Source organism: Amycolatopsis sp. YIM 10 (genome assembly GCF_009429145.1).
In the GTDB taxonomy this organism is placed as follows: domain Bacteria; phylum Actinomycetota; class Actinomycetes; order Mycobacteriales; family Pseudonocardiaceae; genus Amycolatopsis.
In genome coordinates this window covers 5270999-5284179 of sequence record NZ_CP045480.1, presented here as the reverse complement: position 1 = coordinate 5284179, position 13181 = coordinate 5270999, and the positions used below count along the sequence as shown (strand labels likewise).

Annotated in this window: 6 protein-coding genes; 3 read left to right on the top strand and 3 right to left on the bottom strand. The window is 71.5% G+C overall.

Features of this window, described 5'->3' with window-relative positions; translation table 11 throughout:
• Positions 1-142 precede the first annotated feature (142 nt).
• Genes YIM_RS25150 through YIM_RS25140 form a run of 3 tightly spaced genes read left to right on the top strand, consistent with a single transcriptional unit; the run spans position 143 to position 11071 of the window.
• Positions 143-9163 (top strand): non-ribosomal peptide synthetase/type I polyketide synthase, encoded by a 9021-nt coding sequence (locus YIM_RS25150; RefSeq protein ID WP_153032681.1) that lies wholly within the window; start codon positions 143-145, stop codon positions 9161-9163.
• A 14-nt stretch (positions 9164-9177) separates the two neighbouring features.
• The gene (locus YIM_RS25145; RefSeq protein ID WP_153032680.1) at positions 9178-9393 is read left to right on the top strand and encodes an MbtH family protein; all 216 of its coding nucleotides are present in this window, start codon (positions 9178-9180) and stop codon (positions 9391-9393) included.
• On the top strand, positions 9383-11071 hold the full coding sequence (locus YIM_RS25140) for a fatty acyl-AMP ligase (protein WP_153032679.1): 1689 nt from the start codon (positions 9383-9385) through the stop codon (positions 11069-11071). Before YIM_RS25145 ends, YIM_RS25140 begins: the two co-directional genes overlap by 11 nt.
• On the opposite strand, the gene YIM_RS25135 is transcribed toward YIM_RS25140, so the two are convergent.
• The 3 genes from YIM_RS25135 to YIM_RS25125 all read right to left on the bottom strand — a co-directional run bounded on the left by YIM_RS25135 (position 11061) and on the right by YIM_RS25125 (position 13164).
• Positions 11061-12125 (bottom strand): winged helix DNA-binding domain-containing protein, encoded by a 1065-nt coding sequence (locus tag YIM_RS25135; RefSeq protein ID WP_153032678.1) that lies wholly within the window; start codon positions 12123-12125, stop codon positions 11061-11063. The genes YIM_RS25140 and YIM_RS25135 overlap by 11 nt on opposite strands.
• A gap of 16 nt (positions 12126-12141) precedes the next feature.
• Entirely contained in the window at positions 12142-12702 is a 561-nt protein-coding gene (locus YIM_RS25130; protein ID WP_153032677.1) for a DinB family protein, read from the bottom strand.
• Positions 12703-12834: 132 nt separating this feature from the next.
• Positions 12835-13164, bottom strand: a complete 330-nt coding sequence (locus YIM_RS25125; protein WP_153032676.1) for a putative quinol monooxygenase — start codon at positions 13162-13164, stop codon at positions 12835-12837.
• Positions 13165-13181: the final 17 nt, after the last annotated feature.

Genomic DNA, 13181 nt, shown 5'->3' with positions numbered 1-13181 from the left:
TAGAAATCCCCTTAGAGCGTGCCGCGTGGCCCTGGCCACCTCTGGCATGCACGGCTATGCATGAACCTCGCGGATCCTCTTGAGCGCTGGGGGCGGCGTCGCTGGCTTCGCACACCCGATCCGTGAGCAGAAGGGCTTCCCCGTGCACCAGCCAACCCAGGCCGGCCTGCAGTCGTGGCTCGTGCGGCAGATCGCTTCCCGGACCGGGCTGCCACCGGACTCGATCGACCGCGACGCGCCGCTCACCGGTTACGGACTGTCCTCTCGCGACGCCGTGATCCTGATCGGCGAACTCGCCGAACTGCTCAAAAAGGACCTTTCCGCCACGCTTTTCTGGGAACACCCCACGATCAACGCGCTCAGCGCGCACCTCGCCGGTACGGAGACCGCACCCGCGCCACGGGAACGCGCCGCGGCCGGCCCCGGCGAACCGATCGCGGTGATCGGCCTGGGCTGCCGCTTCCCCGGCGCCGGATCACCCGCGGAATTCTGGGACCTGCTCGACCGCGGCGGCGACGGCATCGCCGACCCGCGGCGGCGCACCGCCGACCTCGGCCGCACCCACGGCCTGCTGCGCGACGTGCACGGGTTCGACGCGGATTTCTTCAGCATCTCCGGCCGTGAGGTGTCCTCTGTGGACCCGCAGCAGCGGCTGCTGCTCGAACTGGCCTGGGAAGCGCTCGAACACGCCGGGGTCGCCCCGACTACGCTGGCCGGTACCCGCACCGGCGTTTTTGTCGGGATCAGCACCAGCGACCACGCGCGCGCCACCGCGCCCACCGCGCACAGCGGCACCGGGCAGGCGCTGAGCATCGCGGCCAACCGGCTCTCCTACTTCCTCGACCTCAAAGGCCCCAGCCTGGCGGTGGACACGGCCTGCTCGTCGTCACTGGTCGCGGTCCACCTGGCCTGCCGCAGCCTGCGCTCGGGAGAAGCCGAGACGGCCCTGGCAGGCGGGGTGAACCTGCTGCTGTCCCCGGACCTGACCGAGGTCTTCGGCCAGGCGGGCATGCTCGCCGACGACGGCCGGTGCAAAACCTTCGACGCCGCCGCCGACGGTTACGTCCGCGCCGAGGGCGGCGGCATGGTCGTGCTGAAAACCCTCTCCGCCGCCCGGCGCGACGGTGACCGGGTGCTCGCCGTGCTGCGCGGCTCGGCGGTCAACCAGGACGGCCGCAGCAACGGCCTGACCGCGCCCAGCGGGGCCGCCCAGCAGGAGGTCATCCGCGAGGCGCTGCGCGAAGCCGGGCTCACCCCCGCCGACATCGGCTACGTGGAAGCCCACGGCACCGGCACCCCGCTCGGCGACCCCATCGAAACCCGCGCGCTGACCGCGGTGCTCGGCGAAAACCGCACCGAGCCGTTCCTGCTCGGCTCGGTCAAGACCAACATCGGCCACACCGAAGCCGCCGCGGGCATCGCCGGGCTGATCAAGGTCGTGCTGATGCTGCGCCACCGCCGCGTCCCCGCCCACCTGCACCTGCGCGAACGCAACACCGAGATCGCGACGGGCCCGTTCGAGATCCCGGTGTCCACTCGCGACTGGACACCGCACAACGGCCCGCTGACGGCGGGCGTCAGCTCGTTCGGCTTCGGCGGCACCAACGCCCACGTCATCGTCACCGAAAACGTGGACACCACAGCGGCTCCCGGCGGCAGCGAACTGCGACCACGGCACGTGTGCACGCTCAGCGCCCGCACCGACACCGCGCTGCGCGCCCTCGCCGCCCGCTACGCCGAACTCGACGAGCCCAACGTCCGCGACCTCTGCTTCACCACCAACACCGGCCGCGCGCACCTGCGCCACCGCGCGGCCTTCACCGCCGCCAACGCCGGAGAACTGCGCGAGCGCCTGGCCGACATCGCCGCCGGGAAAGCGAGCACCAACGTCCACATCGGACAGAAAGCCCCGGCCGGGCCCGGTGGACTCGCCTTCCTGTTCAGCGGTCAGGGCGCCCAGTACGCGGGCATGGCGCGCCAGCTCTACGCCACCAGCGCCCGGTTCCGCGGCCTGCTCGGCGAATGCGGCGAGCTGTTCGGCGACCACGTCGGCACCGCACTGCCCACCCTGCTGTTCTCCGGCGACCGGCTCCACGAAACCCGCTACACCCAGCCCGCCTTGTTCTGCCTCGAATACGCACTGGCCCGGTTGTGGCAGAGCTGGGGCGCGGAACCGGCCTACCTGCTCGGGCACAGCGTCGGCCAGTTCGCCGCCGCCTGCGTGGCCGGGGTGTTCGACCTCGACGACGGCCTCCGGCTGGTCGCCGAACGCGGCCGCCTGGTCCAGGAACTCGCCGGAGAAGGCGCCATGCTCGTGGTCTTCGCCGAAGAAACCACCGTGCGGGCCGCACTCACCCCCGGGCTCGCCATCGCCGCGGTCAACGGCGACGAGAACCTCACCGTCTCCGGCGAACCCGCCGAAATCGCCGCACTGGAACGGGAACTGACCGCCCGCGGCATCCGGACCAAGGCGATGAGCAGCACCCGCGCCTTCCACTCCCCGATGATGGCCGCCGCCAGCGACGCCTTCGCCGACGTCGCCGCCACCGTCACCTACCGCGAACCCCGCATCCCGCTGATCAGCGACCTCGACGGCGGCCCGTGCGCCCCGGACGCCGCTTACTGGACCCGGCACCTCACCGAAACCGTCCGCTTCGCCAACGGAATCCGGGCACTCGGCGAACTCGGCTGCACCCACTTCGCCGAGGTCGGCCCGCAGCAGGTGCTCATCGGCGCCGGCCGCCGCATCCTGCCCGGCCGCGTCTGGGTGCCCTCACTGCGCGAGGGCGTCGACGACTGGGACGTGCTCACCGGCAGCGCCGCCCGCCTGTTCGCCCACGGCCGCGACCTCGACTGGACGGCCTACCACCACGGCCACCGCGCCACCCGCGCCGACCTGCCCACCTACCCGTTCGAACGCCGGTCCCACCGGCCAGCCGAGGAGAAAACCGTGACTCCGACCGTGCCCAGCGGTGAGGACCCCGTGCTGCCGGTGCTGGCCCAGGTACTGGCCACCCAGCTCGAGACCGGTGGCCCGATCGATCCCGACCTGTCCTTCCTGGAACTGGGCGCGGACTCGATGACCCTGTTCCAGACCCTGCAGTCGGTGCAGCGCACCTTCGGCGTGGCCGTCCCGATCAACCGGCTGTTCGAGGAACTCAACACGCTCAACCGCCTCGCCGACCACATCCGCGCACACGCCCCCGCCGAAACGCTCGCTCCCGAGCCCGCCGCGCCCGCGGCCACCCAGGCACCCGCCGCCGGAACCGAGGTCGGCCGCTTCCTCGAAGTCCACGAGAAGGTGATGGCGCAGGCCTACGAACTGATGCGCGGCGGCGCCCCAGCCCCGGCACCCGAGCCCGCGGCGCCGCGCAAGGAAGTCCGCGCGGTCGCGCCCAAGGACACCTTCGTCGCGTTCGCCCCGAAAGCCGCCCAGAGAACCGCCGGGCACCTCACCGACGCCCAGCGCGCGCTCGCCGAGGACGTGGTCGCCCGGTTCTGCGAACGCACCAAGGGATCCAAGGCACAGGCCGCCCGCGAACGCGCTTACCACGCCGACGTCCGCCACGCCCCGCAGCCGTACCTGACGCTGCGCGAAGCCCGCTACCCGCTGGTGGTCACCAAATCCAGCGGCTCACACGTGTGGGACATCGACGGCAACGAGTACATCGACCTCACCATGGGCTTCGGCGTCAACTTCTTCGGCCACGGCGAGCAGTTCATCAACGACGCCATCACCGCGCGCCTGGCCGAGGGCATGCAGCTCGGCCCGCACTCCGACCTCGCCGACGACGTCTCCCGCCTGATCACCGAGATGACCGGCAAGCAGCGCGTGGTCTTCTGCAACACCGGCTCCGAAGCGGTGATGGTCGCCGTCCGGCTGGCCAGGGCGATCACCGGCCGCGACAAGATCGCCCTGTTCGCCGGCGCCTACCACGGTTCCGCCGACCCGATCCTGGCCAGGCAGGACCCCTCCGGCGAATCCGTGCCGCTGGCCCCCGGCGTGCCCGAGGACGTCTCCCGCAACGCGCTCGTGCTCACCTACGGCGACAACGCCTCCCTGGAGGTCCTGCGCGCCCACGCCGGGGAACTCGCCGCCGTGCTCGTCGAACCCGTGCAGAGCCGCCGCCCCGACCAGCAGCCCGTCGAATTCCTCCGCCAGGTCCGGGCGCTGACCAGGGAAACCGGCGTCCCGCTCATCCTCGACGAGGTGATCACCGGATTCCGCATGCACCCCGGCGGCGTCCAGGGCCTGTGGGACATCCAGGCCGACCTCACCACCTACGGCAAGGTCGTCGGCGGCGGCCTGCCGATCGGCGTGGTCGCCGGGGACGCGAAGTACCTCGACGCCATCGACGGCGGCGCCTGGCCCTTCGGCGACGCGCCTTACCCGCAGTCGGTGCGCACCTTCTTCTCCGGCACCTTCTGCAAGCACCCGCTCGCACTGGCCGCCGGGCGCGCCGTGCTCGAGGAAATGCGCCGCCGCGGCCCCGGCCTGCAGGAAGAACTGAGCAACCGGGTCGCCGCGCTCGCCACCCGCCTCGACACCATGTTCACCGAAGCCGGTGTCCCGATCCGCGTCGCGCGGTTCGGGTCGCTGTTCCGCCTGCGCTTCCTCGACGAAGCACCGTCCTCGGAACTGGTCGAGCTGTTCCACACCATGCTCGTCGCGCAGGGCCTCTACATCTGGGAAGGCCGCAACTGCTTCCTGTCCACCGCGCACACCGACGCCGACATCGAACGCATCGTGGTGGCCATCGCCAGCACGGTCAACCACCTCACCGCCGCCGGGTTCTTCCCTGGCGCCCGCCCCGCGCTGGGCACCGAAGCCCCCGACGGCGACGACGGTTACCCGCTCAGCGACGTCCAGCGCGAAATGTGGTTCTTCGACCAGGTCAGCGCCGACCACTCCCGCTCCTACAACGAAAGCGCCGTGCTGGACCTGCGCGGTGACCTCGACGTGCCCGCCCTGCGCGCCGCCGTCGGCGACACCATCGCCCGCCACGACAGCCTGCACACCGTGTTCGCCAAGGACGGCTCCAAGCAGCAGGTCCTGCCCCGGCTGGCGATCGAGGTCCCACTGGTCGACCTGGCCCCCGACGCCGTGCGGGCCTGGTTCGACGCCCGGGCCGACGAGGTGTTCGACCTGGCCACCGGGCCGCTGGTCAAGGCCGCCATCCTCCGCCTCGCCCCGGACCACCACCAGCTCTACCTCGGCGTGCACCACGCCGTGGTCGACGGCTGGTCGTTCATGGTGCTGTTCGAGGAGATCGCGCACCTCTACCGCCGCGACGCCACCCCCGCCGCGATCCTGCCACCCGCCCCGCGCTACCGCGAGTTCGTCCACCGCCAGGCCGCCAAGCCCGGCGACGCCGAATTCTGGGCCGAGCGGTTCCCGGCCGGGCTGCCCGCGCTGAAGCTGCCCACCGACCGCGCCCGGGACGCCCAGCGCATATCTCTTCAGGGCGGCCGGGTGGAAACCCGCTTCACCGCCGACCGGGTCACCGCGGTCAGCCGCGAACTCGGCGTCACCCCGTTCACCGTGCTCTTCGCCGCCTACGCCCAGCTGATGCACCAGCTCTCCGGCCAGGACGACCTGGTGATCGGCGTGCCGCAGGCGCAACGCGACCACCCCGGTGACGACCGGCTCGTCGGCAACTGCAGCACCCTGCTGCCGATCCGCAGCCGGTTCGACGCCACGCTGAGCGTGCGCGAGTACGTCACGCGGATCCAGCACACCCTGGTCGAGGCCTACGCCCACCCCGCCTTCTCCACCGCGGCTTTGGGGGCCCGGCTCAATCTCGATCCGCGCGCCCAGGCCGTCGGCACCATCTTCAACGTCGACCGCGCCCCCGCCGTGCCACAACCCGCCGGGCTCACCGCCGACCTGCAACGCACCACCCGCCGCTACACCAAGATCGATCTCGAGGTCGACGTGCTCTTCGCCGGTGACCAGCTCACCGTCACCTTCGAGTACAACGCCGAACTGTTCGACCACTCCACGGTCCGCCGCCACGCCCGCACCTACGAGGAACTGCTCGCCACCTTTCTCGACCGCCCCGACGCCCGCTTCGACCAGCTCGACCCGAACCCGTGGAACGACACCGCCCACGAACTGCGGCCGGGCACCCTGCCCGAGCTGTTCGAAGCCCAGGTCGCACGCACCCCCGAGGCCGTCGCGCTGGTGCACGGCGGCGAATCCCTGACCTACGCCGAACTCGACGCCCGCGCCGACCGGCTCGCCGGTCACCTCGCCTCGCTCGGCGCCGGGCCGGAGCAGATCGTCGTGCTCGCCCTGCCCCGCTCGACCGAGCTGGTGGTCGCCGTGCTCGCCGTGCTCAAGGCCGGAGCCGCCTACCTCCCGCTCGACCTCGACCAGCCACCCGCCCGGCTGGCCCAGCTGCTCGACGACTCGGCCGCGACCATCGTGCTCGCCACCGCCGAAACCGCCGGACTACTGCCCACAGCGGACAGTGTCGTGCTGCTGGACACCGTGGAATTCACCGAAGCCGAACCCCGCCGGGCGGAGCCGTCCAACGCCGCCTACGTGCTCTACACCTCGGGCTCGACCGGCCGCCCGAAAGGCGTGGTGGTCACCCACGAAGCCGTGTCCAACACGCTGCAGTGGTGGCAGCACGAAGCCGGATTCGGTCTCGGTGACCGGGTGCTGCTCAAGACCCCGATGACCTTCGACCCGTCCATCCTGGAGTTCTTCTGCCCGCTGTTCACCGGCGCCACGCTCGTGGTCGCCGAGCACAACGGCCACAAGGACCCCGCGTACCTGGTCTCGCTGATCCGCGAGACCGGCGTGACCTGCGTGCAGTTCGTGCCCACCACGCTGCGCGAGTTCCTCGCCGAACCGGACGTGGCCGAGTGCGCCAGCCTGAAAACCGTGATGTGCGCGGGCGAGGCGCTGCCCACCGCACTGGTCGAGCAGTGCCTCGACCTGCTCGACGCCGGGCTGTACAACCTCTACGGCCCGACCGAGGCCTCGATCGACCTGACCTTCTGGAAGGCCCGGTGGGGGATCGAGGCGGTGACCGTCCCGATCGGACGTCCACTGTGGAACTTCCGGGTGCACGTGCTCGACGTCGACCTGCGCCCGGTGCCGCCGGGCGAAGCGGGGGAGCTGTACGTCGCCGGAATCGGCCTGGCCCGCGGATATCTCGGCAGGCCCGACGTCACAGCCGCCGCGTTCGTGCCCGACCCGTTCGCCGGCGGCGGCGCCCGCATGTACCGCACCGGCGACCTGGTGCGCTGGTCGGAACACGGTGAGCTGGAGTTCCTCGGCCGCGCCGACACCCAGGTCAAACTGCGGGGCGTCCGCATCGAACTGGGCGAGATCGAAGAGGCCCTGCGCGCATTGCCCGCGGTCGACGACGCGTGCGTGCTGGTGCGCGACGAGCAACTGGTCGCCTACCTGGCCGGGGACATCACCGATCCGCTCGACCTGGTCCGCTCCCTGCGTGACGTGCTGCCGACCTCGATGGTCCCGGCGCTCGCACTGGCCCTCGACGCGCTGCCGACACTGACCAGCGGCAAGGTCAACCGCCGCGCACTGGCCGAACTGCCGCTGCCCGAGCCGGAAACCACTGCCGCGGCACCCCGCGCCGCCGCCGAAGAACGCCTGCTGGCGATCTGGACCGACGTGCTCGGCACCTCGACCGGCGTCCACGACGACTTCTTCACCCACGGCGGCACCTCACTGTCGGCGATGCGGCTGCTCACCCGCGTCCGCGAAGAACTCGGCCACGAACTGAGCGTGCGCGACCTGTTCGCCGCCCCGACCGTCGCCGGGCTGGTCAGCCGGTTCGCCGGGCACGCCGACAGTCGCCCGCCGCTGCTCCCGGTGCCACGCGACGAACCGGTCCCGCTGTCGTTCGCGCAGGCCCGGCTGTGGTTCCTCTACCGGCTCGGCGGCCCCAGCCCGATGTACAACATCCCGATGTCCTTCCGCCTGGAGGGCGAACTGGACACCGGCGCGCTGCGGGCGGCCTTCGGGGACGTGGTCGCCCGGCACGAGAGCCTGCGCACCACGGTCACCGAGATCGACGGCGTCGCCGTGCAGCACGTCATCCCCGCCGAAGACGCCACCGTCGACTTCGCCGAAGGCACCCCGGACGAAGCCGCCGAACACGCCTTCGACCTGGTCAGCGAACTGCCGCTGCGGGTACGGCTGCACCGCGTCGGTCCCGACGAGCACGTGCTGACCGTGGTGCTGCACCACATCGCCGGGGACGCCTGGTCGTTCGGGCAGCTCGCCCGCGACCTCGCCACCGCCTACGAAGCCCGCCGCGCGGGCACCGCGCCCACCTGGACCCCGCTGCCGGTCCAGTACGCCGACTACACCATGTGGCAGGCCGAACTGCTCGGGGACGAAAAGGACCCGGACAGCCTCATCGCCCGGCAGCTGAAGTTCTGGAAGTCCGCGCTGGCCGGACTGCCCGACGAACTGAACCTGCCCTACGACCGGCCGCGCCCGGCCAAGCCCACCCAGCGCGGCGCCAGCCTGGAGTTCGAGCTGGCCGCCACCCACCACGAACGGCTGCTCGGTCTCGCCCGCGAATCCGGCGCCAGCTTCTTCATGATCGCCCAAGCCGGACTGTCCACTTTGCTCACCAATCTCGGTGCGGGCACCGACATCCCGCTCGGCACCCCGGTCGCCGGGCGCGCCGACACCGCGCTCGACGAGCTGATCGGCTTCTTCGCCAACACCGTGGTGGTGCGTACCGACACCGCGGGCAACCCGGCCTTCCGCGAGCTGGTCAGCCGTGTGCGCGAGGCCAACCTGCCCGCCTACGCCCACCAGGACGTGCCGTTCGAGCACCTGGTGCGGGTGCTCAACCCGCCGCGCTCGCGGTCGAGGCACCCGCTGTTCCAGATCATGCTGGTCTCGGAGAACACCGAGCAGGTCGACGTCGGCCTGCCGGGACTGCGGATGCGCGAGGAACCGGTCGGCTCCACCACCGCGAAGTTCGACCTGGTGCTGAGCCTGCGCGAACACTTGGCCCCCGACGGCCGTCCCGCCGGGGTGCGCGGCTCGCTGGAGTACAGCACCGACCTGTTCGACGAACCGACCGCACGCGGCCTCGCCGACGGCTTCGTGCGTCTCCTGGAAACCGTGGCCGCCGACCCCGGCACTTGCTGCGCTGACATCCGATAGAAAGGGCTGGGAACATGAGTGACGAGCAGGACGGCCGGTACCGCGTCGTGGTCAACCACGAAGAGCAGTACTCGATCTGGCCGGAGAACCGCGAGAACCCGGCGGGCTGGCGCGACGCGGGCAAGGCCGGGACCAAGGACGAGTGCCTGGCCTTCGTCAGCGAGGTGTGGACCGACATGCGGCCGCTGAGCCTGCGGGTGCGGACGGAGGCGCGCACCCATGCCGGCTAACCACGCGCTGCGCCCCGACCAGGGGCACCGCACGCTCGCGGACGTGCTCGCCCGCAACCTGCCCGCACGCGCCGGGCAGCGGGCCGTCGTGGTGCTCGACCGCGAGGGCACCGAGGTCGAGCAGGCCACCTACGGCGAACTGGACCGCCGCGTGCGCGCGCTCGCCGCGCTGCTGCAGCAGGTGGTCGCGCCGGGGGAGCGGGCGCTGGTGATGGCGCCGACCGGGCTCGACTTCCTCACCGGGTTCTTCGCCTGCGCCTACGCCGGGGTGATCGGCGTGCCGGTCCCGCCCCCGGAAGCCGGCGCCAAGCAGCTCGCCCGGCTGCGCGGCATCGTCAAGGACGCCGCCCCCGCCGCGATCCTGACCACCGCCGCGATCGCCGGCTCGGAAGCGGCCTCGGAATTCGGCTCCGCCCAGCTGATCGTGGTGTCCGAAGTGGACGACCACCTCGCCGAGCTGTGGACCGACCCGGGCGTCGACGGCGAGGACGTCGCGTTCCTGCAGTACACCTCGGGCTCCACCGCCGAGCCCAAGGGCGCGATGATCACCCACGCCAACGTCGCCGCCAACCTGTCCGCGGTGTGGCGGATGGCGCACGTCGAGCCCGAGCACGAACTGCGGATCGTCAGCTGGCTGCCGCTGTTCCACGACATGGGGCTGCTGCAGCCGCTGCTCACCTTCTACACCGGCGGGCACCTCGCGCTGATCCCGCCGATGGAATTCCTGCTGCGGCCGGCCGTGTGGCTGCAAGGAATGTCGCACTACCGCGGCGAGTTCACCTGCGCCCCGAACTTCGCCTACGACCTGTGCGCCACCAAGCTCACCCCCGAGCAGCGCGCCGGACTGGACCTGAGCAGCTGGCGCGCCGCGGTCAACGGTGCCGAACCGGTCCGCTACGACACCCTGGCGCGCTTCGCCGAGGCCTTCGGGCCGCACGGCTTTCCCGAGTCGGCGATCTGCCCGGCCTACGGGCTGGCCGAGGGCATGGTCTACGTCAGCGGCGCCAGGGAACCGGGCGACCCGCGTTACCTCGATCTCGACGTGACCGCGCTGGAGCAGTCGGGACGCCTGGTCCAGTCCGAGGGCGGCCGCCGGATCGTGGCCTGCGGACGGGTCCCGGCGAACCTGGCCGTGCGCATCGTCGACCCCGAGACCGGCGAACCGTCCGAAGCGGACCAGCCGGGCGAGGTGCTGATCTCCGGCGCCAGCATCGCCGCGGGCTACTGGCAGCGCCCGGAAGCCACCGCGGCCAAGTTCGGCGGCGGCTGGCTGCGCACCGGCGACCTGGGCTTCGTGCACGAGGACCAGCTCTTTGTGCTCGGCCGCCTCGACGACATGATCATCGTCGACGGGCGCAACCACTACCCGCAGGACATCGAACTCACCGTCGGCGAATGCCACGACCTGCTGGATCCCAGCCGCTGCGCCGCCTTCGCCTACGAAGCGGACGGGCAGACCCGGCTCGGCATCCTCGCCGAAACAGCACGCGGAATCGACGTCGAATCACCGGCGACGGTGACCGAAGCGATCCGGACGGCGGTCGCTGCCGGGCACCAGCTGGGGGTGGCCGCGGTCCACCTGCTCAAGCCGGGCGGTCTGCCGCGGACCACCAGCGGAAAGGTGCAACGGGCGAAAAGCCGTTCCCTGCACGAGAAAGGCACCCTGCTCAGCTGGTGAGGAACGCCTCCACCGCCTGACGCTGCTCGTCGACGGCGGCGCGTTCGGCGCGGGTGAACGGGCGCAGCGGGTCGACGGTCACCACCCCGTCCGCGTCGGTCCAGGTCGCCGCGACCCGGCCGTCGACCAGCACCACGCGGGCACCGGCGACCGACAGGCCCTTGTGCTCGTCATCGATGATGCGGCTCCGGTCGTGGTACCCGAGGATCGCGTTGTCGAACGCGGGCAGGAACCGCACCGGGGCCGGGGTGTCCGGGCCGGGGCGGGGAGCGTCGGGCAGATCCAGCAGTTCCCGGCCACGCTCGTCGCGGAAGACGACCAGCTCGTCGCGCAGTGCCGACACCGCGGCGGGCAGCCCGGCCAGCCCGGACCAGGCACGCACGTCGGCGGTGGCGGCCGGGCCGAACGCGGCCAGGTAGCGGCGCACCAGCGCCTGCCCGACCGGATCGGCGTCATCGGAAGGCAATGGCTCGACCTCCCGGCCCAGCCACGAGGCGACCGGGAGGTACCGCGCGCCCGCCTTCTCCCGCCACAAACCGCGCGGCGGCAACTGCACCGCCGGGATGAGCGCGGCGATCAGCATTTCGCCCAGCGCCCGCGTGCCCGGCTCCGGCCAGCGATCGGCCACCGCGCGGGCCAGCTCACCCATCGTGCGCGGTTCGTCGTCGGCCAGGACCTTCCGGCCCGCCGCGGCGAGATCGGCGAGGTCCACGCCGTCGAGTTCGCCGCGGTAGACGCCGAGCACCCGCTGACGCAACATCGCGTCGTGACGCGCCCGCCAGGCCAGCAGATCCGCCGCGGTGACCAGGTGCACGGTCCGGCGCATCAGATGCGTCCGCACCACCTGGCGCCCGGTCAGCAATTCCGAAAGCTCCGCCGGGACGAACCCGCGCAGCCGCGAGAACAGTCCGATGAACGGCTCCTGCGGTTCCTGGGCCTGCATCCCGCACAGGTGCGTGACCGCGTCGAGAGCCGGCAATTCGGCGTGCTCGAGCAGCAACTGCCTTGCCAGGGTGGCGCGGTTGAGCGCGCGGGTGGTCAGAACGCCGGTCATGCCGTCCCCCACTTGATCAGCTCTGCTTCTGGCCGTCGATCGTTTCACGCAGGATGTCGGCGTGCCCGGCGTGCTGCGCGGTCTCGGCGATCAGGTGCATCAGCATCCGGCGCACGCTCCGCGTGGCACCCGGCTCGTTCCACGGCGCTTCGGGCAGCGGATGCGCCACCGAGAGATCGGTGACTCCGGCGATGACCTCCTCGGTGCGGGCGGCGACCTCCTCGTACCGGGCGATGACCCCAGCGAGCGTGTCGCCGGGCTGCATCCGGAACTCGTTCCAGTGGTCGATCGCCCATTGCGGGTACTCGCGTGCGGTCCCGGCCATGAACTCGGCCCAGGTCACGCCATCCGGCAGGTCGTAGCGCATCGCCGGCCGGCCCTCCACGGCGAACCGCACCGCGTTGTCCTCGACGGAGGCGACATGCTTGATCAGCCCGCCCAGGCACAGGGCGCTGGCCGTCGGCTGCTCGCCGGCCTGCTCGTCGGTGAGGCCGCGGGTGGTGCTGATCAGCGCGGCGCGGGCAGTGGCGAGTTCGGCGAGCAGTTCGGTCCGCTCGGCGTCGAGGGAAGTGGTCACGGCAGCGCCCTTCGAGTCGGTGGAGCACCAGCCTCGCAGGGGTAGCGGTCAGTTTGCGTCCTCTTTCCCCGGAAAATGGAAACCGCCGGTACGCCGCCACTCGTCGACGCGGCGGCGCACCGGCGAAGCGGATCAGTCGCGCTCGACGGCCAGCTCGCCCAGGTCGGACCAGTCGTCCTGGTCGACCTTCGCGTTGACGATCCGGGGTGTCTCCGCGAGGTACGGCGGCAGTTCGCGCTGCGCGGTCTTGAAGTGCTCGGAACCGACGTGCGCGGCACCGGCGTCGTCATCGCGGAATGCTTCGACCAGCACGTATTCGTTCGGGTCGTCCAGGCTGCGCGACCAGTCGTACCAGAGGCAGCCGGGCTCCGCGCGGGTCGCTTCGGTGAACGCGCGCGAGATCTCCGGCCACCGGTCCGCGTGCTCGGGGCGGACCCGGAACTTCGCGGTAATGAAGATCATCGGTGCTCCTTTCCTTT

Bases quoted from the DNA above. Each gene is read 5' to 3' on its own strand.
- YIM_RS25140 (WP_153032679.1), top strand. From the start codon at position 9,383: ATGCCGGCTAACCACGCGCTGCGCCCCGACCAGGGGCACCGCACGCTC.
- YIM_RS25135 (WP_153032678.1), bottom strand. From the start codon at position 12,125: ATGACCGGCGTTCTGACCACCCGCGCGCTCAACCGCGCCACCCTGGCA.
- YIM_RS25125 (WP_153032676.1), bottom strand. From the start codon at position 13,164: ATGATCTTCATTACCGCGAAGTTCCGGGTCCGCCCCGAGCACGCGGAC.
- YIM_RS25145 (WP_153032680.1), top strand. From the start codon at position 9,178: ATGAGTGACGAGCAGGACGGCCGGTACCGCGTCGTGGTCAACCACGAA.